Below are 24,770 nucleotides of genomic sequence, written 5' to 3'. Positions count from 1 at the left end.
TCCACGTACGTCGGATCGCTCCGACGTGGCGTGCGGCGTGGACGCGAGGTCTGCGTTGTTTCGTTTTACTGCTGTGCGGCGGTCAGTGCGGCGACGTATTCGTCGATGACGGCCTTGAGCTTGTCGGCGAGCGCTTCCTGATGGGTTGCGTCCACGCCCTTCAGCTGCAGGTCGAGACGCCCGTCGGGATATGTCTTCAACTGGCCGATCGCGCGTGACTCGAGCGCGAAATCGTGACGGACGCTGTAGCGCGTACGTCCCGCCTTCTTGGTGTCGTCGCTCTGCGCGCGCAGGAAGTTCTCGAGGTCGCGCACCGACTTCTTGCGATCGATGACGGCCGTCAGCAGACGGTCGGCGGTCGCCTCGCCCAGGCGCTCGAAGATCAGCTTCAGGAAATACGCTGCCTGCAGGCCGACGACGTCGCTCGCGGCCGCCATGCGCTCGAGCAGCGTATTCGGCAGGGCGTTCAGCGACAGCGTCTTGCTGATCGATGCCTTGTCCTTGCCGATCTTTTCCGCGAGCGTGTTCTGGTCGGGGAAGACCTTCTCGTCGAGCAGGCGCTTCCATGCCACTGCGTCGTCGAAGATCGTCTGGCGTTCGTGATCGTGGTTGGCGCGATACGCGATCGTATAGAGTTGCTCCGGCGTGTGATCGGTGCGGAACGTCGCGTTGATCGTTTCGTCGCCGTTGATGCTCGTGGCGCGCAAGCGGCGTTGACCGTCGATCACGACGAGTTTGCCCGGAAACTCCGGCAGCCGCGTGACCTTGATCGGCTCGATCTGCCCTTCTCGCTTCAACGTCAACGCGAGTTCGTGCAGGCTCGATTCGGAGTAGAACACGCGCGGATTGAACGGGTTCGGAATGCAGTCCTTGACGGCGACGCGTTGCGGCGCGCCGAGATCCAGCGCATCGGGTGGCGTGACGCCGGGGGCGGCCGCCACCGCGGCGCCGACGCCTGTTTTCGCCGCCGAGGGCGGCTCGGGTATGCGCGTTTCGAGCGCCGCGTTTTCTTGCGCGAGCCCGCGCAGCAGCCCTGCCGCGAGATGCAGATTGCCGGTCGGCTTTTTCTCTTTGGATGTGTCCTTAGCCATGAGCGGCTCCCGTTGCGCGCGTCGATGCGATGTATTGGGCCATTTCGGTCACGAGCTTTTCGATCTCGGCGCGAGCCTCTTTCAGCCCCTTCAGATACCGGTTGTGATGGTGAATGGTCGTGCCGAGCGCGAACGTTTGGCGATAGACCTCGCGTTGTGCGATCTGGCTGTCGAGCAGATGCTCCCCTATTTCTTCCGCTCTTAGAATTTTTAAAATTTCTTCACGCATTTTAGTTTTTCCATTGACGCTATTCAGCATTAATGCGGAAGAGAGATTGGGATTGCGAACGGCGCGCATCGACTCGATCATGCGGATCATCGCGACGGTGCTGTACAGATCGGCCGGCGACGGCGACAACGGCACCAGGCAGAAATCGGCCACTTCGAGCACGGAGGCAATGCGTGGGTCCTCGAGGTTGCCCGGACAGTCGACGACGATGACGTCGAAGTTTGCATCCTGTTTTTTTATTTCGGCGCCGATGCCGCGCCCGGCAGGTGCCAGCGACAGGACTGTCATCGGGAGCGTGTTCTCGCCGCTCGTTACCCAGCGGACCGAAGTGCCTTGAGGGTCGGCGTCGATCAGCGCCACTTTGTTCCCGCCCGCTTCGAATGCCGCGGCGATATTGACGGAGATGGTCGTCTTCCCCGTCCCACCTTTTTGATTGCTAACGGCGATTTTGAAGGCCATTAAATTCTCCACGGAGTTTTGCGTAATATATTCAGCGAAACGCTGATTGTCCAGACAAACGCTTTCACAAGGCTCGATTTTTTACGAAATGTGGTTGTCACGTGACAAGTAGGTCGAATGGCTGGGTGGCTCGGATAACGACGCTGGATAGAAAAATGATCGTGCGGTGATTCCGGAGCACGAGGGTTGATAGGTCTCGTTAAATTGCGCTTCGCGAACGCGGGACTATAGAAGTGCGACAGTAGGGCAGGCGGTTGTTACGTGACAACCGGGATGCCCGTAGCGACGTACCTCCACGGCGCTCGCGCAGGAGAACGACGCTGAGTTAGGCGCCTTTTTCGATAAATTGGGCTCCCGTTGCGCTTGTCGCGGCCCCTCTGGTTCGCGGTTGTTACGTGACAACTACCGCCGGCGACGCTCAGCGGGCTGCCGAGGTCTGCCGCCTTAAATCAACGCCCCTTTTGCTGCTTCATCTCCTCGACGATCGTGTCAGTAGGTCCCTGACGCCTACGACGCTCCGTAACTGCAGAAGTGCGTAGCACGGCTGCGGGAGTCGAGTTGTCACGTGACAACGACGTGGACCGTTGGATATCGCTCCGGGCGGCTCGAAAGAAGAGAGGGCGCTACGTTCGCCGCGGAAAGACCGCCGTTGGAATCGGGCCGGGCGGCATCGGGCTCAACTGCACGCCGGCCGAGTTAGCAGCTGCCGCATCATGCAACGATGTGTCCCTAATAAAAGGGCACCGGAAACCCCCGCCTTGCATCGCAACGCTCTTGATTACACGTCGGACGCTGGCGATCTCCGCCAATGTGCTCGAGTGGGCCGAGCGTAGTGACGTGAAAACCGCCCTCCGCAGGCTTTGAGCGCAACCGTGAAACAATCGCGAAAAATTGAAGCGCCGCGGGGATCCTTTTGGCACAAGGGTTTACGCTGGATTGCTCAAGCTGTTTCACGGAGAATACACCGCGTTAGGGCGGGAAACGGGGGCGGATGACGGCTCACGCCTCAGGACATTACCCGGTGAGCTTCTTGAGAGTGACGCTGTATTGATTGATACGTGTTGGGTCGTGATCGATACGAATCGCCCGTGCGCAAGATTCATTGCCGAGTCTGATGCGCGAAACGGCGGTCATGCCGCGCGCCGATCCCGGCCGGTTGTCACGTGACAACGCGTGTGCAAACCGACGCAACGCACGGCTTGGACGAGGGCCTGCCGATATTCGCAAGGGGATATCGCCCGTGAGCTTACCTCTCGGCTTCCGCCGGACACAACCGCCAGCGGCGCGCCTTCCTTCCGGACGCGCTTTTCTCCTCAGGCACGGCCCGCCACCATTGCTCGCCGCGATGCGGTGCATCGAGATCGAGACGTTCGCCCATCCGCGGCGTCGACAGTGCAACGCCGCGCGCCACAGCCAGTGCCGTCACTCTTTCGAACGGATCTTGCCAACGATGCATGGCAAGGTCGAATGTCCCGTTGTGTATCGGTACGAGTCGTCGTCCGCGTAGATCGATATGAGCCTGAACCGTTTCTTCTGGCTGCATATGCACGTACGGCCACTGCGCGTCGTACGCGCCAGTCTCGATCAATGTCACGTCGAACGGCCCCAAGCGATCGCCGATTGCCTTGAAGCCATCGAAGTAACCGGTGTCCCCGCTGAAGAACAAGCGCAGACTATCGTCGACGATGACCCATGACGCCCACAGCGTGCTGTCGCCATCGAACAGGCTTCGGCCGGAGAAATGCTGCGCGGGGGTGGCCGTCAGCGCCAGCCCATCGATCTCGACGCTTTGCCACCAATCGAGCTGCTGCACTTTCGCTGCATCGACGCCCCATTCGATCAAGCGGTCGCCGACACCTAGCGGCGTGACGAATACGCGAGTCGTTGAAGCGAGCGCGAGCACCGTTTCACGATCGAGGTGATCGTAGTGATCGTGCGACAGGATGACTCCGCGCAACGGAGGCAAATCGCCGAGCGCGATTGGCGTAGGGTGGAACCGCTTCGGACCGAGCGTGCGGAACGGCGATGCGCGCTCCGAAAAGACGGGATCGGTCAACCACCATTCGCCGCGCAACTTGATGAGCAGTGTCGAATGCCCAAGACGGTACAGGCTGCGGTCCGGTGCTTCGTCGAGTTCGGATACGGTCAAGCGATCGACGGTCAGCGCCGCGGCGGGCATCGTGCCTTGTGGTTTATTGACGAGCATGTTCCATGCGACCCGGAGCATCTTTCCGAATCCCTCGGCTGGCCGCGGCCTCACGTTGACGAAGCGCTCGCCGTTATGCTGCGTTGAACGACGACCATACGCGCGACTACGCTTCCCGGCCGTAAGGCCTAGCGCGCGCTGCACAAAAGTAAAAGGTGAGGCCATGTTCGACTCGTCCGAAAAAGTACACTCAGCAGTGTAGTTTCTTATTCGAAAAAGTAAACTACGCGGTGTAAAATTTTCGAATGAACACCACCTCGTCTCCACAGCGCCTCACCGACCGCAAGCGTGCCGCCATTGTCGATGCGGCGATCGAGGCGTTTCTCGCTTCCGGTTACGACGCAACGAGCATGGATCGAATCGCTGCCCACGCCGGCGTATCGAAGCGCACGGTCTACAATCATTTTCCGAGCAAGGACGCGCTGTTCGTCGCGATCCTGCAGAAACTGTGGAACGCGACGCAGGACGACGGCACACCTGCATATCGCGACGATGTCCCGTTGCGCGAGCAACTCGTCGCGCTGTTGAATCGCAAACTAAAGTTATTGAACGACGAGTCGTTCCTGGCACTTGCGCGTGTCGCGATCGGCGCGGCGATGCATTCGCCGGAGCGCGCACGCGACATGGTCGCGCGCCTCGGCGAGCGCGAAGAAGATGTCACCGTATGGATCCGCGAAGCGTCCGCCGCTGGACGTTTGTCTGTATCGGACCCTATATTCTCCGCCCAACAACTGCATGGCATCGTGAAGGCGTTTGCGTTCTGGCCGCAATTGACGATGGGCCAGCCGCCGCTCGATTCGCAGGAGCGACTAAGGGTTGCCGAATCGGCGGCCGACATGTTTCTCGCGCGCTACTCGCGCGCCGACGGCAAGGACGCCCCGGTCAAATCGTGAGATTGAGCGCACTTCCTGCGCGGGGCGGCGAGGCCGGAATCGCTGAAGCCTGCTGCGCTTATCGACACCGATATGTATATCACCAGTACGGACGCATCGGAGCGTGAGGACCGATCGATGAAAACGCTGCTGATCGTCTATCACACGATGACCGGCGGGACGCGGCAGATGGCCGAGGCGGCGGCCGCGGCTGCACGCGACGAATCGAGTGTCGACGTCCGGCTGCAGCGCGCGGATGCGACTACGCCGGAGCACGTATTGACCGCCGACGCGTATCTCTTCGCGACGCCGGAAAATCTTGCGGCGATGTCCGGCGTCATGAAGGATTTCTTCGATCGCTGTTATTACCCCGTCCTCGATCGCGTGAACGGCCGACCGTATGCGGCGATGATCTGCGCGGGCAGCGACGGTCAGAACGCGCTACGCCAGATCGATCGGATCGCGACCGGCTGGCGACTCAACAACGTGGCGCCGGGCCTGATCGTATGCACGCATGCGCAAACACCGGAGCGCATTCTTGCGCCGAAGACCATCGGCGCCGCCGATCTGGCGCGCTGTGCGGAGCTCGGCGCAGCGCTCGCGGCAGGACTGGCGCTCGGCATCTTTTGATTCGTGATGCCGTCGCCGGATGCGCGCTCGACTAATCTCCCATCTTCGCCGCTTCCGGTCGATGATGTTCTGGCCACAGACGCTTTACGAGATCGCGCGAAGCGCCGTAGGCATAGCAGCTGTCGATTTTCACCGGCTTGCCGTTGCTGTCGTACTCGTTCAGCGACGACGGGCGAAATCCGACCATCGTCTGATACGCGGCCGTCGCGAGCGGCGTAAGGATCTCCTTCAAATGCGTGCAGGTGTCGCACGATGGCAGACGCTTGCGGACCTCGCTGTTCCACCCGGCACCGATGCGCAGGCCGACCAGCGCCTGCAGCGAATCGCCGCCGCCGGGACATTGCGCGTACGGATGCGATTTGATGAAGGTGGAAACCGCGCGAACGATCATGTCGCCATCGAAGACAAGCGTGACGCCCAGATCGTGAATCGGCGCATGTGCGGCGATCATCCGCGCATCGCCGGGCGGCGTAAAGTCGACAGGCTTTCGGTCCGTCAGACACGCCGTCACTTCGAACAAGCCGTCGCTGCGTCGATAACCGCGCATGTCGATCTGCCGATGATGAATTTCCTCGCGCGTGACGTCTTCCTGCGCGGTGTCGTGTGGGGAAACCATGGATCTGCTCCGTTGCGCAACCGGGTTTGCATAGGCAATGTGTATGCGGCCCGGCACGCGATAACGTGAACGCACAACAGCCGGACGCTGCACGACATACTACGCACTTTCGTGCTTTTCGGCAGCGATGCGACTCGGGACGAAAAGGATGCGTACGCAACGAAATAGACGGGCATCGACGCGCGTTTCGCGCCGTCCGTTCATCGCACCGCTGAGGCTGCGGGATATAGGTGGCAAGATTCGCGCGATCTTGCGCAACGCGATCTCGACTCCTCATGGCACCATGCCTCCGTCTCACGATTGGAGAATCGTTCCTTCCCGTCGCGCAGCACGCCGCCACACCGGAAATCATTGTGCCCAATTGCGCCTGACATCCCGTCCATTTTCGTTACCCAGCACCGCCGCTTTCCTGCGCTCACCGACCCGTCGGTCGCAGTCCGCGTCCGCGCATTCCGGCCGATCCGGACCAGTGAGTCAGCCGTCATCCGCGCGTACCGGTATACTTCGACTCCTGCCTTGTCCGGCATCTTGGCCGGTGCCTGAAACAGTGGCGTGCGCGACGCGGTTTCGTCGCGATCCGCGTCGGCGGCAGATGCTGCAGCCGATGCGGCGAAGCGCGTGGTCCGACGTCGATACGCGCGATGGCCGCGCGAATCACGCCTTACACTCCTGGTGGATTGAATTTATGGGTTTTGAACAACTTGCCGAATTGCGGGCGCAGCTCGCAGCGAAGGCCAAGCAGGAACGGAACGCGAAGCGGCCGGCAACGCGTCCGGACACCGGCGCGAAGCCGTCCGGCGATCGTCCGCCTCGCGGGGCCAAATCGGGTGCCGGCACCAAAGCAGCGACGAGCGCGAAGGCCGCGCCGGCAAAGCCGTCGGCGCCCGTCGATCCCGTGATCGTCGCGATCGGAAAACTGCAACGGCGTTTTCCGCGCGCTTTCCCGAAGAATCCGGCACCGAAGGTGCCGCTGAAGGTCGGTATCTGGGAAGACCTCGCGCGCGAAGCACAGACGCTCGGTCTGAGCGAAGCGGAGCTGCGCGATGCGATGTCGACGTGGTGTCGCGGCAACCGTTACTGGTCGTGCCTCGTTGAAGATGCGGTCCGCGTCGACCTGCAGGGCAACGAAGCAGGGCGCGTGACGCGCGACGATGCGGCGCGTGCGCGACACCTGAAGTCGCGGCGTCCCGGCAAGAGTGCTGCGAAGCCGGCGAAGGGCGCGCAGCAGCCGAAGGCCGACGCGCAGACGGACGCCGCCGTGCAGCAGCCGGCCGCCGCGGACACTCAACGGCCGGCAGAACCGGCGCCGCAGGTCGAACAGCAAGCGGCTGGTAACGAGTAAGGTCGGATACGTCGCCGCGCCATCGCGCGGCGACGTCTTCGGCGGCAGGCATGCAGCCGACCTGTCGCGTCGTTCTAAACTGCGGCGCGGTAAACGCGAAGTGACAAATGTCACCGCGCGAGCAGCGGCATGGATGCTTGCACGGTTCATCGACGCGTAGCATTTCGCGTTCCCAAGCGAAGTCGGCACACGATTCGTGCGAAGTGCAGCTCGGAAAATTCGTGATCCTGATCGAGCGACGACACATACCGTTCGCCATGAACGAACGGACTTGAGCCCATTGCGCTGCCGATGCTCCGTGTTCGAGACCACATCCTGCGCCGACATCGCCATCGTCCATGGTCCCTTTCGACGCGAGGCTCGCCGGAAATGATGCGATATCTTCGCCCATCTCTCGATGAGCAACGCGACGCCTGGTAAGCAAGGCGCACGCGTTCATCAATCGGGCGCAATCTTCACTGACCGACGCACCAGGCGTAACCACCGTACCGACAGCATCCGCGCACGGCGCACCGCCCACCGTTCGCCCCACAAGCCCCCAACGGCCTACATTCACCCGCCGTTCTGAACCAGCCGAATCAACGTTCCATCGAGATCAACCAGCGCACCGACCTTACCACCCCACGCCTCGCGCTTTGGCCGATGCACGCGAGGCCATCCGGTCGTCGTCTCCGGTATGCCGGCCGCGATCACTTCATCGAAGAACGCGTCGACGTCGTCGAGGCGAAAACAGCAGCTGAACCAGCTTTCAGCCGGATCGAGATCGGCATGCCGAAAGAACTCGAGTAACAGATCGCGTCGCCGCAGAATCATCCAATCTTCATCGCGCCAGGTTTCGATAAAACCGAACTTGGCGTAGAAGCGCGACGTCGCGTCGAAATCGCGCGAGGGCAGATTGGGGCTGGCAATATCGGTCATGGCGAGATGCTCCGAGTAGCGGCACAGCGAACCCGAGGCGACGCAGTTACGCAACCGTCGCGACCGACTATCGCTGCGGAGGAAAGCAAACAGGAAAGTCCTCGCAGCCGGGACATCCAGGCGCGGGCCCCGGCGGCAAGCCGAGCGATGCAGCGGCTTCCTGCGCCAGGAATTTCTTCCAGCGCAGCTGGCCGACGTTGCGCGCCGCGACCGCAGGAAAATAGCGATCGAGCATCGTCGCGACCGCGTCGCGGCCGTCGAGCCCGAGATCGCGCCACAGATGATCGCCGCGCAGACACGCATGCGCGATGATCGAAGCGACGCAGTCGGCGTCGTCGACCGCCACTGCAGCGCCGACATCGCGCATCAGCAGTGCATGCAAGGTCGCGACGAACGTGGCATGTGCGGGCGGCAAGGAGCGAACGATAAAAGGCGCTGCCAATGCCGCGGCGACGTCGCCGGACAGCGCCGGAAAATGTCGCGCGAGCAGCCGCGTCAATTGCGCGTGCGACAGACCGAGCAGCGCGGGCTCGTTGCGGCTCGCGCGCGCCGCAACGAGCGCGGCGAACAGCCGCGCGTCGGGGCTGCCCGGATCGACCGCGCCCGACAGCAGCGAGCGAAATGTCTCGGCACCTTCCGTACACGCGCTCGCATCAATCGGCTTCGAATCCTTCACTCGATGCCGACGATCACGCTCGACGCCTTGAACATCGCCGTCGCGGCGCTGCCGCTCGCGAGTCCGAGTCGCTCGACGCTATCGTTCGTGACGATCGCGATGATTTCGGTGCCGCCGGCCGTCCTGATCGCGACCTCCGAATTCACGGCACCCTTCGCGACCGACGCGACGGTGCCCGCGATGCAGTTGCGCGCCGAGACCTTGCCGGCATCGACATCGACCATCACGATGACCGACGACGCCTTCACGAGCGCGAACGCTTTCGTGCCGGTCGACAGGCCGAGCGACGCGGCGCTGCCGTGCGTGATGACCGCGACGATCTCGAGGCCGTCCTGCGTGCGCAGCGTGATTTCGTCGTTGACGGCGCCCGTCTTGACGGCGCTGATCTGACCGGTGAATTGATTGCGGGCACTGGTTCGCATGGCGAGTCTCCGGGGACGGGCCGCATCGCGCGCGGCAAATGGACAACGAAAGTGCGGTCGAGTTTACCGCCGATGCGACCGGCGTGCGGCATTCGCCCTGCACGACACGCTTATCGCGCGTTATTCGCCGCGCCGTCCGCCGTCCGCCGTCGCCGGCCGTGCCGACGACGTCTCCTGCTGCGATGCAGCGGGCGTCGCGTCACCTTCCCATCCGCCGCCGAGCGCGAGAAACAATCTCACCTGATCGGCCGCGACCTGTCCTTCGGCGGCCGCGACTTGCGCGTGCACGCTGGTCAGCGTGCGTGTCGCGTCGAGATCGGCGATGAACGACTCGCGTCCGGCGCGATAGAGCCGATACGTTTCGTCCGCGGAGCTGCGTGCCGACTCGTACGCGGTACGCAGTTCGTCCGCGCGCTGCACGTCGGCCGCATACGCGGCGAGGCTCGACTGCGTTTCGCGCAGCGCATTCAGTACGACGCCGTCGAAATGCGCGAGCGCACCGCCGGTCGCGGCTTCGGCCTCGCGCACACGCGCGCGCTGTCCGTTGACCGGAAAGGTCCAGCTGATCAGCGGGCCGAACGACCAGCGATTCGTCGTCGACGAGAAGAGATCGGCGGCGACGCCGACCGATCCCGCCGACGCGCCGATGCTGATCGACGGATACAGCGCGGCGGTCGCGACGCCGATGCGCGCGGTCGCAGCCGCAAGTTGACGCTCGGCCTCGCGCACGTCGGGACGGCGGCGCAGCAACGCGGCGCCGTCGCCGATCGGAATCGGCCGGCGCAGCTTCGGCAGCCGCGCGCATTCGGTGACGGCCTTCGGCAAGTCGGCCGGCGCGCGCGCGAGCAGTGCGGCGAGTTGGTACTGCGCGATCTTGCGGCGGCTTTCGAAGCGCGGGATGTCGGCGGCGAGCGTGCGGACCTGCGTGACGCCGCGCGTCACCTCGGTCTGATTGCCGCGACCGACGTCACGCAGCCGCTGCGACAGCGCGACACGCTGCCGCTGCAGCGCGACCGACTGCTTCGCGATCTCGAGCTCCTCACCGGCCGAACACGCTTCGACGTATGCGCGCACGACGTCGGCGACGACCGTGATGCGCGCGAGATCGGCGGCGGCCTGCACGGCCTCGCTGTCCGCGCGCGCCGCTTCGACGCCGCGCCGCAGCTTGCCGAACAGATCGATCTCGTACGACACGTTGATGCCGACCGACCCTTCGTTGACGACCGGCAGCTTGTTCTCGAGCAGATACTGCTCGGCCGATTCCTGCGCGCGTTGCACCGCGGCTTCGGTGCGGCCCGAGAAGCCGCCCTGCTGGTTCGCGACCTCGAGCGCCGCACGCGATCGCGCGAGATTGGCCGCCGCGACGCGCAGGTCGGTATTCGACGTCAGCGCGCTGCGCACGAGGTCGTTGAGCGCCGGATCGTCGTACAGCTGCCACCAGTTGCCGGGTACCGCATCGTGCGAAACGAGCGTCCCGTTCGCATCGTCGAGCGCGTGATTGGCAAGCGGTGCGTTCACGTACGCCTGCTGCGGCAGCGTGTAGTCGGGGCCGACCGATTTGCATGCGCCGAGCGCGAGGGCGAGCGGTGCAAGCGTCGCCGCGACGCGAAGACCGGGCCGCTTCATTGCGACGCTCCCGCCGCGCTGGCGGCCGTGCCGGACGCGGTAGGTGCGACAGGTGCGACAGGTGCGACAGGTGCGGCCGGCGCGACCGGCTGCGCGCGGTCGCGGCGCTGCGTATCGGGCGCACGCACGGCGACGGTCGCGGTGCGCCCCGCGATCATGCGGAAATCGTCCGGCACTTCGTCGAGCGCGACGCGCACCGGCACGCGCTGCGCGAGCCGCACCCAGCTGAAGGCGGGATTCACGTTCGGCAGCAGGTTCGACCCTTGCGTGCGGTCGCGATCCTCGATCGCCGCGACGATGCTCTGCACGTGACCGCGCAGCGAGTGCGGTTCGCCCATCACGAAGATGTCGACGGGCTGACCGATATGGATGCCGCGCAGCTTGGTTTCCTCGAAATAGCCGTCGACGCGGAACGAGTTGCGATCGACGACCGACAGCACGGCACGGCCGGCCGGCACGTATTCGCCGACGCGCGGTGCGCGATCGTTCAGATAGCCGTCGACGGGGCTCACGACGGTCGTGCGCTGCAGATTCAGCTTCGCGGTGTCGAGCGACACCTGCGCATCCTGCACCGCCGCTTCGCCTTGCTCGACGCGCGTGCGGCTCTCCTCGACCTGCTCGCTCGCGACGAGATTGCCGAGCTGCAGGTTGCGCGCATATTCGCGCTTCGCTTGCGCGAGCGTCGCGCGGCGCTGGGCGAGCGTCGCTTCGGCGAGCCGTTCCGCGAGCGCGTAGCGCGCGCGGTCGATCACGAACAACACCTGCCCACGCGTGACGGCCTGGTTGTCGGCGACTTCGACGGACGTGATCAGCCCCGACACGTCGGGCGCGACCTGAATTACGTCGGCGCGCACGTGCCCGTCGCGCGTCCATGGCGAGAACATGTAGTAGTCGATCACGCGCCATAGCACGAGCGCGGCGACGACGACGACGATCAGGGTGAGCAGGACCTGTCCTGCCGAGAGCCAGGGTTTTTTCACGTTCACGTTAGGTAGCCACGAAATGGTGGGACACGATCACGACGGCGGCGAATACGAACACGTAGATGCCGAGATCGAAGATCGAACGGTGCCAGACGAGGCGGTAGAAGCCGATGCGATCGAGCACGGTGCGCACGGCGACGTTGATCAGGTAGGCGATCAGCATCAGCACGAGCGGAGCGGGCACGAACACGCCGAGAATGTCGATTTCGCCGATCATGGTCGCGGTCGGAAAGTCGGGTAGGGAAGCGGCATCATGCCTGCGCTCCGTCGGGCGTTTGCGGCGCGCGCGTGGACGCGGCCGGATACAGCGACAGACGCAGGCCGACGAGCGCATGCAGCGCGTCGCGCAGCCGGCGATGCATGACCGGGATCGCGTGACCGGCCGGCGGCGCATCGCCGGGCGCGGGTGCCGCGCCGGGCAGATTGCGGCCGACCACGCGCCGCAGCGCATCGTCGATCGATTCGAGCAGCGCGGGCGGTACCGGCTGACGCGCGTTCGCCGCGGCGCAGCGCGCGTAGTGGTCGGTTACGCCGGCGAGCACGCGATCGATCGCGTCGGACAGATCGCCGGACAATTTGCGCCGCAGCCGGCGCAGATCGAGCGCGTTCAGCGCGATGCGCAGGTCGCGGAAGCTCTCGATCGACGGATGACGGTGGTCGTCGGAGGCGCCGAGACGCGGCAGCAGTTGCGTCACGCGATCGAGCATGCGCGACGCATGATTGCGCTGGTCTTCGAGCGGTTGCGTCGAGGCCGAGCGTGCGACGTCCTCCCAGCCCGAGCGCAGCAGCCGCCGCACCGCGAGCTCGGCGCCGAACGGCCGCGTCGCGCGTGTCCACACGTAGGCGAACAGCAGTCCCGCGACGCCTGCAAGGTTGCTGTTCAGAAACACGAAGAAGTCGGCGTCGTAGGCGCCCTGGATGCTGACGAACGTCGCCGTGTTGACCGCGACGAGCATCGTGACCATGTTGAACTGCGGTCGCGGCAGCAGCGTGCCGATCAGGATGAACGGGCCCGCGAACATCAGCACGAGCATCGGGAAATCGTGCACGTGCGGCAGCACGACGAAGAGGTAAAGCCCCGCGAACACGACGCTCGCGGCCGTCGCGAGGAAGAACCGGAACACCATCGGCGCCGGTTCGTCGAGCGCCGCGAAGAAGCTGCACGCGACGGCCACGAGCGTGACGGCGCCGGCACCGTCGTGCCAGCCCGATTCGATCCACAGCCAGCATGCGAACACGATTGCGCCGACGACGGTCAGCGTCGAGAACAGCATCATGCCGCGATCGAAGAAGCGCTCGGTGCCGCCGAGCCGCCAGTGCCGGTAGCGCGGCTGCCACACGCCCGATTCGTTCGCGATCAGCGCGCGCAGCGAACGGCAGTCCTGCCAGATGTCGATCACCTGGCGCAGCCGCCATAGCGCGTTCGACAGCAGCGCGCCGTCCCAGCTCGCGAGTGCCTCGTCGGTCGGCTGCAGCGCCGCGATGCCGGCGCGCAGGCGGTCCGCGACCGGATCGTCGGCCATGTCGCCGTCGGTGCCGGGCTTGATCGTGGGCAGCGGTGCGTCGAACCATGCCGCGGCGTCGGCGAGCAAGGCATCGAGTGCGGGCGGCCGCACGTGCAGGTCGCGCATCAGCGCGATGAGCGGATCGGCAAGCGACGACATCAGCGGCAGGAACAGCTGCATTCGCCCCGCGAGCGCCTGCGCGCGCGACAGCACGCGCGGATGCGCATGGTCGTAGCTCAGTTGGCTCAGCAGGAATTCGAGGCCCGTGATCGTGGTCGCGAGCCGCTGCCGGCAGGCGCTCAATGCCTTGCCGGCGATACGGCCGGACAGCGTTTCGCGCCCGTAGAACGCGGCATCCCTGAACCAGGCGTCGGTGCGCTCGATCAGCGTCGGCGCGAGCCGGTTCGGAAACACCGTGCTGCCGACCACGCTCGCGCAGACGATGCCGAGCACGATCTCTTCGGTGCGCGCGATCGCGACGTCGAACACGCTGGCCGGGTTCGTCACGGTCGGCAGCGCGACGAGCGGCATCGTGTAGCCGGCAAGCATGAACACGTAGCTGCGCGCGGTGCGGTCGGAGATCGCGAGGTAGAGCAGCGTGCCGCACCATGTTGCGACGATGACGCTGAACAGGAGCGGCGTCTCGACGAACGGCGGCACGAAGAAGATCGCCGCCGCCGCGCCGAGTGCGGTGCCGAGCGCGCGATACAGCGCCTTCGAGCGCGTCGCGCCGACGAACGGGTTCGACACGATGTAGACGCTCGCCATCGCCCAGTATGGACGCGGCAGCTGGAAGTACAGGCCGAGATACAGCGCCAGCATCGATGCGGCGAACGTCTTGCCCGAGAACAGCCAGTCGCGAAGGCTCGGGTAGGTCATGACGCGGAAGCGGCGGAGTGCGGCGCGCGCGGCGTCGATGCATGTGCGTCGGCGCCATTGAATGCGGTCAGCACGCGCAGCGTCGCTTCGAGGTCGCTGCGCGAGATCCCCTTGAGCACCTGCGCGCGCAGCACGCGCAGATCTTCCTCCATCTTCTCGGTGACGGCGCGGCCCTCGGCCGTCAGCGAGATCGTTTTCGCTCGGCGATCGTGCGGATCTTCGTCGCGGCGCGCGAGGCCGGCCGCGCACAGCTGATCCAGCAGACGCACGAGCGACGGGCCTTCGATGCCGACGTACTCGGCGAGCGTGCCCTGACGCACGCCTTCGCCGAGGCGACCGGCGATCAGCAGCGGCGTCGCGCACGCTTCGGACACGTTGTACGCGGTGAGCATGCTGTCGCTCGCGCGGCGCCACTTGCGCGCGCTGAGCACCAGCAGGCTGCTGACGGCGAGGCGGAGATCGTGCAGATTCGTCATGGGCGAGATGATAAGGCAAAACCATTCGATAGCAAACTATCGTTCGGTGTCATCCGGCTGTCACGTCGTCGTGCGGTTCGGCCGCCCGCAACGACGAATCTAGGCCGCGCGCGACGCACGGTCAAGCGGCGCGATGCCGAGGCTGTGCCTTCGTCCGGTCCGGTGCGCTCAATATTGAATAGTCTGACGTGCGCCGTTCCGCGATACCGCGCTCGGGCACGGCGCGGGCGCCGCGCGTGCGGAGGCCGGACTGTCATCTTTTCGTAAGACATGCGTAGCAGGCACGCGAAGTGCACGCCGCGGTACGGCCCGCAGCGTCCTGCTTTCGCACGCGATTGCACTAGGACAATATTTTTCGGGTGTCTTTCTGAGCGACCATGCGGAAGCAACGACGGAGACATCGAGATGGGACGGACCGAGGTATCGACACGCTGGCACGACGCGATCGGCGCCGTGCATGGCATCGAGTCGAAATACAAGCGGCTCGTGAAGGCGATCGCCGCCGACATCGAGAGCGGCGCGCTCGCGCCGGGCGCACGGCTCGCGCCGCAGCGCGACGTCGCGGCCAGTCTCGGCGTCAGCGTGCAGACGGTGACCAACGCGTACAAGGAGCTCGAAAGGCAGGGCCTGATCCGCTGCGAGGTCGGGCGCGGCAGCTTCGTCGCCGCGCGCGTGACCGAGTCGATGTCGAACTACATGCTCGATACGGCCGAACGCGAGCTCGTCGATTTCTCGATCGCGCGCATCGTGCATACGCCGGAACACGACGCGGCATGGCGGGCCGTCTGCGCGGAGCTGGCCGGCACCGAGGATCAGCCGTGGATCCGCTCGTTCCGGCCGATCGCCGGCCTCGACGCGCATCGCGAAGCCGGCGCCGCATGGCTCGCGTCGCTGAACATGCCCGTGCACCCGGAATCGTTGCTGATCACGAACGGTGCCGCGCATGGCATCTTTCTCGCGCTCGCGTCGATCGTCGGCCCGGGCGACACCGTGCTCTGCGAAAGCCTGACCGATCATGGCGTGATCGGCTCCGCGAACGTGCTCGGGTTTACGCTGAAGGGACTCGAGATGGACGAGCACGGGATCCGCCCCGAACACTTCGAGGAAATGTGCGACGGCGAGCGGATCAGCGCGCTCGTTTGCACGCCGACGCTCAACAATCCCACCGTTTCGATGATGTCCGATTCGCGACGCCGGTCGATCGCACGGATTGCGGCGCGCTACGGCGTGTACGTGATCGAGGACGACGTGTACGGCGCGCTTCCCGCCAAAACCGCGACGCCGATCGCGAGCATGATTCCCGAGCTCGGCTTTTACTGCACGAGCATGACGAAATCGGTGCTGACGGGGTTGCGCACCGGCTACCTGGCCATGCCGCGGCGCCTTGCTTTGCGCGTGGAGAGCGTGCTGCGCGTGAGCAGCTGGATGGCGACGTCGCCGATCGCCGAGATCGCGACGCGCTGGATCGCGGACGGCACCGCGCGCCGGCTCGTCGAGCTGCAGCGGCAGCGGCTCGCGGTGCGGCAGGAGATGGTGAAGGCCGCGCTTGGCCCATATCTGCTCGGCGCGCATCCGAACGCGCTGTCGGCGTGGCTGCGCGTGCCCGACTACTGGCAGGCCGATCGCCTCGTGCGCGAATTGCGCACGCGCAAGATCGCGGTCACGTCGCCCGATCCGTTTCTCGTCGGCGGTACCGAGCGGCCGAACGCGGTGCGCGTGTGCATCGGCGCGGAAACCACCGACGCCGCGTGCAATGCGGCGCTCGAGACAATGGCCGGCGTGTTCGAGCAATATCCGCACGTGCACGATTTCCACTGACTTTCCGCTGCAGCGATGCGGCGCCGCACACAAGCGCCGCACAATGTACCAGGACATTCGAAAGCGCAATTTGGAACATTAGACTGGATCGCACCACATCAATGAGGCGTGCGTTCCATGTCCTTCCTGTCGCTGTCCGACGTCTACCGCGCGCGCCAACGCATCGCCGGGCGTACGTGCGTCACGCCGCTCGTCGCGTCCGCTGCGCTGTCGGCGCGCGCCGGCGTCCCCGTTCACCTGAAGCTCGAAACGCTGCAGCCGACGGGCAGCTTCAAGATCCGCGGCGCGACCAATGTGCTCGCGGAACTCGCGGCGCAGCGCGTGACGCGCGTCGTTACCGCATCGACCGGCAATCATGGGCGCGCGGTCGCTCATGCGGCGCGCGCGCTCGGCCTTGAAGCGGCCGTCTGCATGTCGTCGCTCGTGCCGGCGAACAAGGTCGATGCGGTAGCCGCGCTCGGCGCGCGCGTCGCGATCGTCGGCGCCAGCCAGGACGACGCGCAGGCGGAGGCGCGACGCCTCGCACGCGACGAAGGCTATGCGTACGTGCCGCCGTTCGACGATCCGCGCATCATCGCGGGCCAGGCGACGATCGGCGTCGAGATTCTCGAAGCGCTGCCCGATGCAGGCACGCTGATCGTCCCGCTGTCCGGCGGCGGGCTGTTCAGCGGCGTCGCATTTGCCGCGAAAGCGATCCGGCCGTCGATTGCGGTGATCGGCGTGTCGATGGCGCGCGGCGCAGCCATGCATGCGAGCCTCGCTGCCGGTCGTCCCGTCGACGTCGAAGAACAGCCGACGCTCGCCGATTCGCTCGGCGGCGGCATCGGTCTCGACAACCGCTACACGTTCGACCTCACGCGCGCGCTGGCCGACGACGTCGTGCTGCTCGACGAGCGCTCGATCGCACGCGGCATCGCGCACGCGTATCGCGAAGAGCGGCTCGTCGTCGAAGGCGCGGGCGCGGTCGGCATCGCCGCGCTGCTCGACGAAGCCGTTCCGCGCAGCCGGCGCGACGGGCCCATCGTGGTCGTCGTGAGCGGCGCGAACATCGACATGGCCGCGCATCGCCGGCTGATTGCGGAGAACTGATATGGCGCATCCCATCACGCTGCTCGGCCAGACGCAACTGCGCACGCTGGTGCCGCTCGATCTCGACGCGATCGATCAGGTCGAAGCCGCGTTTGTGTCGCTCGCGACGGAGCCCGTCGCGATGCCGCCGATCCTCAATCTCGCGCTGCCTGCGCGTCACGGCGAAGTCGATGTGAAAACCGCCTACTTGCCGCGCTTCGACAGCTTCGCGATCAAGATCAGCCCCGGCTTCTTCGACAACCCGTCGCTCGGCCTGCCGAGCCTGAACGGGCTGATGCTCGTGCTGTCCGCGCGTACCGGCCTGACCGAGGCCGTGCTGCTCGACAACGGCTATCTGACCGCCGTGCGCACCGCCGCCGCGGGCGCGGTCGCCGCGCGTCATCTCGCGCGGGCCGATGCGCGGCGCGTGGCCGTGATCGGCGCCGGCGAACAGGCGCGGCTGCAGCTCGACGCATTGCGGCTCGTGCGCGACGTCGCGCATGTGACGGTCTGGGCGCGCGATGCCGCACGTGCGGCGCAATTTGCTGCCGACGTGCGCAGCGCGCATGGCATCGAGGCGAGCGTCGCGCGATCGGTGCATGCGGCGCTCGCCGATGCCGACATCGCGGTCACCACGACGCCGAGCCGCGAGCCGCTCGTGAATGCCGAGGATCTGCATCCGGGGCTGCACGTGACTGCGATGGGCTCCGATGCCGAATACAAGACCGAACTCGCGCCGTCGGTATTCGCGGCCGCGCGCTACGTCTGCGACCGCTTGCAGCAGACCCGTGTGGTCGGCGAGCTGCGGCATGCGATCGCGGCCGGCGCCGTCGCGGCCGACGCGGTCTTTCCCGAACTCGGCGAAGTGATTGCCGGCCGTTGCGCCGGCCGCACGCATCGCGACGAGATCACGATCTGCGACCTGACCGGAACCGGCGCGCAGGACACTGCCATTGCCGTTCTCGCGCTGCAGCGCGCCCGCGCCGCGGGCGCCGGAACGATTTTTCACAACGACCTCACGACCTGAGAGGAGACAGATGTCTGCAGTCATCGAAACCTACGAAGCCGCGCCGCGTCTTGCGTTCGCGCGCAGCGAATACGCTGCGCGCATCGCGAAGACGCGCGCGGCGATGGAGCGGGCCGGCATCGACCTGCTGATCGTCACGGACCCGACCAACATGGGCTGGCTGACCGGCTATGACGGCTGGTCGTTCTACGTACACCAGTGCGTGCTGCTGCCGATGGACGGCGAACCCGTCTGGTTCGGCCGCGGCCAGGACGCGAACGGCGCGAAGCGCACCGTGTTCATGGCGCACGACGACATCGTCGGCTATCCCGATCATTACGTGCAGTCGCCGGATCGCCACCCGATGGACTACTTGTCGACCGAAGTGATTGCGGCGCGCGGCTGGGGCGCATTGCGCATCGGCGTCGAACTCGACAACTACTACTTCAGCGCGGCCGCGTACGCGTCGCTGCAGAAGCACCTGCCCGCCGCGCGCTGGGTCGACGCGACGGCACTCGTGAACTGGCAGCGCGCGGTGAAGTCGCCGCGCGAGATCGAATACATGCGCGTGGCCGCGCGCATCGTCGAACGGATGCATGCGCATATCGTCGAGACGATCGAGCCGGGCATGAAGAAGAGCGATCTCGTCGCGCAGATCTACGCGACCGGCATCGGCGGCGCCGACGGCTTCGGCGGCGACTATCCGGCGATCGTGCCGCTGCTGCCGACCGGCGCCGACGCAGCCGCGCCGCATCTGACCTGGGACGACACGACGTTCGAGCGCGGCGCCGGCACGTTCTTCGAGATCGCCGGCTGCTACCGCCGCTATCACTGTCCGCTGTCGCGCACGGTCTATCTCGGCAAGCCGCCGGCGCACTTCATCGAGGCCGAGCGCGCGGTAGTCGAAGGGATCGAGGCCGGGCTCGCGGCCGCGAAGCCGGGCAACGTCTGCGAGGACATCGCCAACGCGTTCTTCGCGGTGCTGCGCCGCGCGGGCATCGAGAAGGACAGCCGCTGCGGCTATCCGATCGGCGCGAGCTACCCGCCGGACTGGGGCGAGCGCACGATGAGCCTGCGACCGGGCGACCGCACGGTGCTCGAACCGGGCATGACGTTCCACTTCATGCCGGGGCTGTGGCTCGACGACTGGGGGCTCGAGATCACCGAAAGCATCCTGATCACCGAAACCGGTGTCGAGACGTTCTGCAACACGCCGCGCAAGCTGTTCGTGAAGGAGTAGACCGATGCGTGCTTCACCGATTGTGCCGACCGTCGACTTCGACGCGGACGGCGAACAGCACGGCTTCCTCAAGCTGCCGTACTCGCGCGACGACTCCGCGTGGGGCGCGGTGATGATTCCAGTGACCGTCGTGAAGCGCGGCGACGGGCCGACCGTGCTGCTGACGGGCGGCAATCACGGCGACGAGTACGAAGGACCGGTCGCGCTCGCGAAGCTCGCCGGTTCGCTGAAGGCGTCCGACGTGACGGGCCGCGTGATCATCGTGCCGTTCATGAACTATCCGGCGTTTCGTGCCGGGCGCCGTACGTCGCCGATCGATGCGGGCAACCTGAACCGCAGTTTTCCCGGGCGGCCCGACGGCACCGTGACCGAGAAGATCGCCGATTACTTCCAGCGGCACCTCTTGCCGCTCGCGACGCACGTGCTCGACATCCACGCGGGCGGGCGCACGCTCGACTTCGTGCCGTTCGCGGCGATTCACGTGCTCGACGATCGCGAGCAGGAAGCGCGCTGCGAGCGTGCGATGCGCGCGTTCGGCGCGCCGTATTCGATGCGCATGCTCGAACTCGACAGCGTCGGCCTGTACGACACGGCGGCCGAAGCGGCCGGCAAGGTGTTCGTGTCGACCGAACTCGGCGGCGGCGGCACGTCGACCGCGGCGAGCGTCGCGATCGCCGAGCGCGGCGTGCGCGGATTTCTCGCGCATGCCGGCGTGCTGGCGACGCATCCGAACGAAGACGGCGGCGTCGCGCGCACGGCACCGCGTACGACGACGCTGCTCGACATGCCCGACGGCGCGTGCTTCACGACGAGCGAGCATCGCGGGCTGCTCGAGATGTGTTGCGACCTCGGCAGCGAAGTGGAGGCCGGCGACGTGCTCGCGCGCGTGCACGACATCGACCGCACCGGCGTCGCACCGGTCGAATACGTCGCAAAGCGGCGCGGGCTGCTGGCCGCGCGGCATTTCCCGGGCCTCGTGCAGGCCGGCGACACGATCGCGGTGGTCGCCGACATCGTCGAGCGCAACATTCCGGTCGCTGCATAGGATGCGCACGCCGTGATCAAGCTCGACCGATACGATCTCGCGATCCTGCGCATTCTCGAACGCGACGGGCGCATCACGAAATCGAAGCTCGCGGAAGCCGTGAACCTGTCGATCTCGCCCGCGTGGGAGCGCGTGCGCAAGCTCGAGGAAAGCGGCGTGATTCGCGGCTACCGGGCCGACGTCGACTGGGTCGGCGCGTTCTCGGGCAGCCGCATCGTCGTCGAGGTGACGCTGTCGCGTCATACCGCGCCCGACATGCGGCGTTTCGAGGAACGCGTGAGCGCGGCGCCCGAGGTTGCGCAATGCTACGCGACGGGCGGCGGCGTCGACTACGTGCTGCAGGTGGTCGCGCGCGACATCGATCACTACCAGCGCTTCATCGATGCGCTGCTGATGGAAGACCTCGGCATCGAGCGCTACTTCACGTACATCGTGACGAAGGTCGTGAAGTGCGAATCCGGCGGCGCGCCGGACTGGCAATGAAAACTTCGCGCCGGCGCGCGGCAATACCGAAAAAACCGCAAGCGCCAGCCGCATAAACCGAAATTTCCGGAGCCGGCGGCACGACAGAATGAAGCTCGTGCCCAACCAACGAGGAGACACAGCATGCTGCCCGGACACCCCGTTCTGTTCAAGTCGATGTGCTATGTCGACGGTCGCTGGATTCACAGCGACAGTGCCGCGACGGTCGCCGTCGTGAATCCGGCCGATCAGGCCGTCATCGGCCACGTGCCGATGCTCGAGCGTGCGCAGATCGTCGCGGCGATCGATGCCGCGCAGCGTGCCTACGAAACGTGGCGCTGGACGCCGCAGGCCGCGCGTAGTGCGGCGCTGCTGCGCTGGCACGCGTTGATCCTGCGCCACCTCGACGACCTCGCCGCGCTGCTCTCGCTCGAGCAGGGCAAGCCGCTCGCCGAGGCGCGCGGCGAGATCCGCTACGCGGCAAGCTTCGTCGAATGGTTTGCGAACGAGGCGAAGCGCGTCGCAGGCCGCACGATACCGACGCATATCGACGGCGCGCAGCTCGGCACCGTGATGGAGCCGGTCGGCGTCGCCGCGCTGATCACGCCGTGGAACTTCCCGGCCGCGATGATCACGCGCAAGGCCGCAGCGGCGATCGCGGTCGGCTGTACGACCGTCGTGAAGCCCGCGCACGAGACGCCGTTCTCGGCGCTTGCCCTTGCGCAGCTGGCCGACGAAGCCGGCTTCCCGGCCGGCGTGTTCAACGTCGTGCTCGGCGAGCCGCAGATGGCGATGGAAACGCTGGTCGGCGATGCGCGCGTGCGGTCGGTGAGCTTCACCGGCTCGACGCGTGTCGGCCGCCTCGTGACCGAAACGGCCGCGCGTGCGGGCATCCGCAAGGTCGCGCTCGAACTCGGCGGCAACGCGCCGTTCATCGTGACCGAGGACGCCGATCTCGATCAGGCGGTGCGAATCGCGGTCGCTGCGAAGTTTCAGACGTCGGGGCAGGACTGCTGCGCGGCGAACCGGATCTTCGTCGCGCGCCCGCTCTACGACGCATTCGTCACGCACTATGCGGATGCCGTGCGCGAACTGAAGACCGGACCGGCGTTCGAGCCGGACGTCGACGTCGGGCCGCTGATACATCAGGCGGCATTCGACGCCACGGTCGCGCGTGTCGACGACGCGCGTGCGCGCGGCGCGCGCATCGTGGCCGGCGGTCGCCCGCATGCGCTCGGCGGCTGGTTCTACGAACCGACGGTGATCGCGGACGCCGCGTCCGGCATGCGCGTCTACGACGAGGAAAACTTCGCGCCGATCTCGGCCGTATGCGCGTTCGACACGCTCGACGAAGTCGTCGCGAAGGCGAACGACACCGAGTACGGGCTCGCCGCCTACGTGTGCGCGACGCGCATCGACACGATTTTCCAGCTCGTGCGCCGGCTCGATTTCGCGATGGTGTCGGTCAACGGCGTGAAATTCACCGGTGCGCCGATTCCGTTCGGCGGCATGAAGGCGTCGGGCCTCGGCCGCGAAGGCGGCATCGAAGGCTTCGAACCGTTCACCGAAACCAAGTACTTCTGTCTCGGCAACCTCGGCCTGCCCGTCGGGGCGGCGGCCTGATCATTCAAAGGAGTTCATCATGACGCAATCCATCGACGCGCTGCTGCGCGAGGACCGTGCCCACTTCATGCATCCGTCGACGCACGCGTACGACCACGAAACCGGCGCGCTGCCCGGCAAGATCGTGCGCGGCGGCCAGGGCATTCGCATCGAGGACCATCAGGGCAAGCGCTATATCGACGCATTCGCCGGCCTGTACTGCGTGAACATCGGCTACGGCCGCACGGAAGTGGCCGACGCGATGTACCAGCAGGCGAAGCAGCTCGCGTACTACCACACGTATGTCGGGCACTCGTCCGACGCGATCATCGAACTGTCGTCGCGCATCATCGACTGGGCGCCGGCCGGCATGAAGAAGGTCTATTACGGGATGTCGGGTTCCGATGCGAACGAGACGCAGGTCAAGATCGTCTGGTACTACAACAACGTGCTCGGCCGTCCGAACAAGAAGAAGATCATCTCGCGCGAACGCGGCTATCACGGTTCGGGTATCGTGACGGGCAGCCTTACGGGCCTGCCGAGCTTCCATCAGCATTTCGACCTGCCGATCGACCGCGTGAAGCACACCGTTTGTCCGCACTGGTACCGGAAGGCGCCGGTCGGGATGAGCGAAACGCAGTTCGTCGCGTACTGCGTGGACGAGCTCGAGAAGCTGATCGCGCGCGAGGGCGCCGACACGATCGCGGCGTTCATCGCGGAACCGGTGATGGGCACGGGCGGCATCATCGAACCGCCGGCCGGCTACTGGCCGGCGATTCAAACGGTGCTGCGCAAGCACGACATTCTGTTGATCTCGGACGAGGTCGTCTGCGGGTTCGGGCGCCTCGGCTCGAAGATGGGCGCGCAGCACTTCGGCATCGAGCCGGATCTGATCACCGTCGCGAAGGGGCTGACGAGTGCCTATGCGCCGCTGTCGGGCGTGATCGTCGGCGAGAAGGTGTGGGACGTGATCGCGCGCGGCTCGCAGGAGCACGGGCCGATGGGCCACGGCTGGACGTATTCGGGGCATCCGGTCTGCGCGGCCGCCGCGCTCGCGAACCTCGCGATTCTCGAACGCGAAAACCTCGTCGGCAATGCGGCCGAAGTCGGCGCGTATTTCGGCGCGAAGCTGCGCGACGCGTTCGGTGCGCATCCGCTCGTCGGCGAAGTGCGCAGTGTCGGGATGCTCGCGGCGCTCGAGTTCATGGCCGACAAGGACGCGCGTACGCCGTTCGATCCCGCGCTGAAGATCGGCGCGCAGGTGTCGGCCGCGGCGTTGCAGCGCGGTGTAATCGCGCGCGCGATGCCGCACGGCGACATTCTCGGTTTCGCGCCGCCGCTCGTGATGACGCGTGCGGAGGCCGACGAGATCGTCGCGATCGTGCGGGAAGCCGTCGATGAGGTCGCGGAGCGGAATCTCGCCGTGGCGGGGTAAGCGCGCGATTCGGTTGTTTGCGTTCTCGCTGCGGCAGCGCATAACGGGCGCCGTCGTACGAAAGTACGGCGGCGTTTTTTTTGCGAGTCTCGAAACGCTGCCTGCCGGGGAAGCGCCGCGAATCTCGTGAACGCGCGGCGACCTTTCACCAATTGTCAGTGCAA

The 24,770-nt window shown here is 65.9% G+C and carries 23 protein-coding genes; 11 read left to right on the top strand and 12 right to left on the bottom strand.

Annotation, left to right across the window (positions count from 1 at the left end; genetic code table 11):
- Positions 1-65: 65 nt before the first annotated feature.
- From NP80_RS00840 to NP80_RS00830, 3 genes are all read right to left on the bottom strand, one after another.
- Positions 66-1,091 (bottom strand): ParB/RepB/Spo0J family partition protein, encoded by a 1,026-nt coding sequence (locus tag NP80_RS00840; RefSeq protein ID WP_006411397.1) that lies wholly within the window; start codon positions 1,089-1,091, stop codon positions 66-68.
- The gene (locus NP80_RS00835) at positions 1,084-1,779 is read right to left on the bottom strand and encodes a ParA family protein (protein WP_006399349.1); all 696 of its coding nucleotides are present in this window, start codon (positions 1,777-1,779) and stop codon (positions 1,084-1,086) included. The genes NP80_RS00840 and NP80_RS00835 overlap by 8 nt, the downstream gene beginning before the upstream one ends.
- 1,246 nt (positions 1,780-3,025) lie before the next feature.
- Positions 3,026-4,150 (bottom strand): MBL fold metallo-hydrolase, encoded by a 1,125-nt coding sequence (locus NP80_RS00830; RefSeq protein WP_006411401.1) that lies wholly within the window; start codon positions 4,148-4,150, stop codon positions 3,026-3,028.
- Positions 4,151-4,230: 80 nt separating this feature from the next.
- Between NP80_RS00830 and NP80_RS00825 the strand changes: the two genes are divergently transcribed.
- The gene (locus NP80_RS00825) at positions 4,231-4,878 is read left to right on the top strand and encodes a TetR/AcrR family transcriptional regulator (RefSeq protein ID WP_006405516.1); all 648 of its coding nucleotides are present in this window, start codon (positions 4,231-4,233) and stop codon (positions 4,876-4,878) included.
- A gap of 117 nt (positions 4,879-4,995) precedes the next feature.
- Complete coding sequence (locus NP80_RS00820; RefSeq protein ID WP_035488511.1) at positions 4,996-5,487, top strand: flavodoxin family protein; 492 nt, start codon at positions 4,996-4,998, stop codon at positions 5,485-5,487.
- Positions 5,488-5,518: 31 nt separating this feature from the next.
- Here NP80_RS00820 and NP80_RS00815 read toward each other — a convergent pair whose 3' ends face one another.
- Entirely contained in the window at positions 5,519-6,103 is a 585-nt protein-coding gene (locus tag NP80_RS00815) for a DUF2889 domain-containing protein (protein WP_006411409.1), read from the bottom strand.
- Between the two features lie 685 nt (positions 6,104-6,788).
- On the opposite strand from NP80_RS00815, the gene NP80_RS00810 reads away from it, so the two are divergent.
- Complete coding sequence (locus tag NP80_RS00810) at positions 6,789-7,445, top strand: ProQ/FinO family protein (RefSeq protein ID WP_035947865.1); 657 nt, start codon at positions 6,789-6,791, stop codon at positions 7,443-7,445.
- A 552-nt stretch (positions 7,446-7,997) separates the two neighbouring features.
- Here NP80_RS00810 and NP80_RS00805 read toward each other — a convergent pair.
- The 8 genes from NP80_RS00805 to NP80_RS00770 all read right to left on the bottom strand — a co-directional run bounded on the left by NP80_RS00805 (position 7,998) and on the right by NP80_RS00770 (position 14,930).
- Positions 7,998-8,363: a bleomycin resistance protein gene (locus NP80_RS00805; RefSeq protein WP_006411385.1), complete on the bottom strand. Its 366-nt coding sequence runs from the start codon at positions 8,361-8,363 to the stop codon at positions 7,998-8,000.
- A 67-nt stretch (positions 8,364-8,430) separates the two neighbouring features.
- Positions 8,431-9,039, bottom strand: coding sequence for a nitrogen fixation protein NifQ (locus NP80_RS00800; protein WP_006411390.1), 609 nt, complete (start codon positions 9,037-9,039; stop codon positions 8,431-8,433).
- Positions 9,036-9,461 (bottom strand): TOBE domain-containing protein, encoded by a 426-nt coding sequence (locus NP80_RS00795; RefSeq protein ID WP_006399338.1) that lies wholly within the window; start codon positions 9,459-9,461, stop codon positions 9,036-9,038. The genes NP80_RS00800 and NP80_RS00795 overlap by 4 nt, the downstream gene beginning before the upstream one ends.
- 120 nt (positions 9,462-9,581) lie before the next feature.
- On the bottom strand, positions 9,582-11,087 hold the full coding sequence (locus tag NP80_RS00790; protein ID WP_006411404.1) for an efflux transporter outer membrane subunit: 1,506 nt from the start codon (positions 11,085-11,087) through the stop codon (positions 9,582-9,584).
- Complete coding sequence (locus tag NP80_RS00785) at positions 11,084-12,067, bottom strand: efflux RND transporter periplasmic adaptor subunit (RefSeq protein ID WP_035947868.1); 984 nt, start codon at positions 12,065-12,067, stop codon at positions 11,084-11,086. The genes NP80_RS00790 and NP80_RS00785 overlap by 4 nt, the downstream gene beginning before the upstream one ends.
- Before the next feature lie 7 nt (positions 12,068-12,074).
- Complete coding sequence (locus NP80_RS00780) at positions 12,075-12,287, bottom strand: DUF1656 domain-containing protein (RefSeq protein ID WP_006399335.1); 213 nt, start codon at positions 12,285-12,287, stop codon at positions 12,075-12,077.
- A 34-nt stretch (positions 12,288-12,321) separates the two neighbouring features.
- A complete protein-coding gene (locus NP80_RS00775; protein WP_006399334.1) occupies positions 12,322-14,454 on the bottom strand; it encodes an FUSC family protein in 2,133 nt (710 codons plus the stop codon).
- The gene (locus NP80_RS00770) at positions 14,451-14,930 is read right to left on the bottom strand and encodes a MarR family winged helix-turn-helix transcriptional regulator (RefSeq protein WP_006405507.1); all 480 of its coding nucleotides are present in this window, start codon (positions 14,928-14,930) and stop codon (positions 14,451-14,453) included. Before NP80_RS00770 ends, NP80_RS00775 begins: the two co-directional genes overlap by 4 nt.
- A gap of 405 nt (positions 14,931-15,335) precedes the next feature.
- Between NP80_RS00770 and ehuR the strand changes: the two genes are divergently transcribed.
- The 8 genes from ehuR to NP80_RS00730 all read left to right on the top strand — a co-directional run bounded on the left by ehuR (position 15,336) and on the right by NP80_RS00730 (position 24,606).
- Positions 15,336-16,748, top strand: coding sequence for a MocR-like ectoine utilization transcription factor EhuR (gene ehuR / locus NP80_RS00765; protein WP_006405505.1), 1,413 nt, complete (start codon positions 15,336-15,338; stop codon positions 16,746-16,748).
- Positions 16,749-16,865: 117 nt separating this feature from the next.
- Entirely contained in the window at positions 16,866-17,837 is a 972-nt protein-coding gene (gene eutB / locus NP80_RS00760; RefSeq protein WP_006405504.1) for a hydroxyectoine utilization dehydratase EutB, read from the top strand.
- Position 17,838: 1 nt separating this feature from the next.
- Positions 17,839-18,843: a cyclodeaminase gene (locus tag NP80_RS00755; RefSeq protein WP_006411395.1), complete on the top strand. Its 1,005-nt coding sequence runs from the start codon at positions 17,839-17,841 to the stop codon at positions 18,841-18,843.
- A 10-nt stretch (positions 18,844-18,853) separates the two neighbouring features.
- Positions 18,854-20,062: an ectoine hydrolase DoeA gene (gene doeA, locus NP80_RS00750; protein WP_006399328.1), complete on the top strand. Its 1,209-nt coding sequence runs from the start codon at positions 18,854-18,856 to the stop codon at positions 20,060-20,062.
- Positions 20,063-20,066: 4 nt separating this feature from the next.
- The gene (doeB, locus tag NP80_RS00745; RefSeq protein ID WP_006405502.1) at positions 20,067-21,107 is read left to right on the top strand and encodes a N(2)-acetyl-L-2,4-diaminobutanoate deacetylase DoeB; all 1,041 of its coding nucleotides are present in this window, start codon (positions 20,067-20,069) and stop codon (positions 21,105-21,107) included.
- A gap of 12 nt (positions 21,108-21,119) precedes the next feature.
- Positions 21,120-21,590 (top strand): Lrp/AsnC family transcriptional regulator, encoded by a 471-nt coding sequence (locus NP80_RS00740; RefSeq protein WP_006405501.1) that lies wholly within the window; start codon positions 21,120-21,122, stop codon positions 21,588-21,590.
- Between the two features lie 123 nt (positions 21,591-21,713).
- On the top strand, positions 21,714-23,192 hold the full coding sequence (locus NP80_RS00735) for an NAD-dependent succinate-semialdehyde dehydrogenase (RefSeq protein WP_006411398.1): 1,479 nt from the start codon (positions 21,714-21,716) through the stop codon (positions 23,190-23,192).
- Between the two features lie 19 nt (positions 23,193-23,211).
- On the top strand, positions 23,212-24,606 hold the full coding sequence (locus NP80_RS00730) for an aspartate aminotransferase family protein (protein WP_006405499.1): 1,395 nt from the start codon (positions 23,212-23,214) through the stop codon (positions 24,604-24,606).
- Positions 24,607-24,770 lie beyond the last annotated feature (164 nt).

The sequence above is a fragment of the Burkholderia multivorans ATCC BAA-247 genome (genome assembly GCF_000959525.1).
Taxonomy (GTDB): Bacteria; Pseudomonadota; Gammaproteobacteria; order Burkholderiales; family Burkholderiaceae; genus Burkholderia; species Burkholderia multivorans.
Note: the sequence above shows the minus strand (reverse complement) of the source record. Positions and strands in the feature narration are given on the sequence as shown.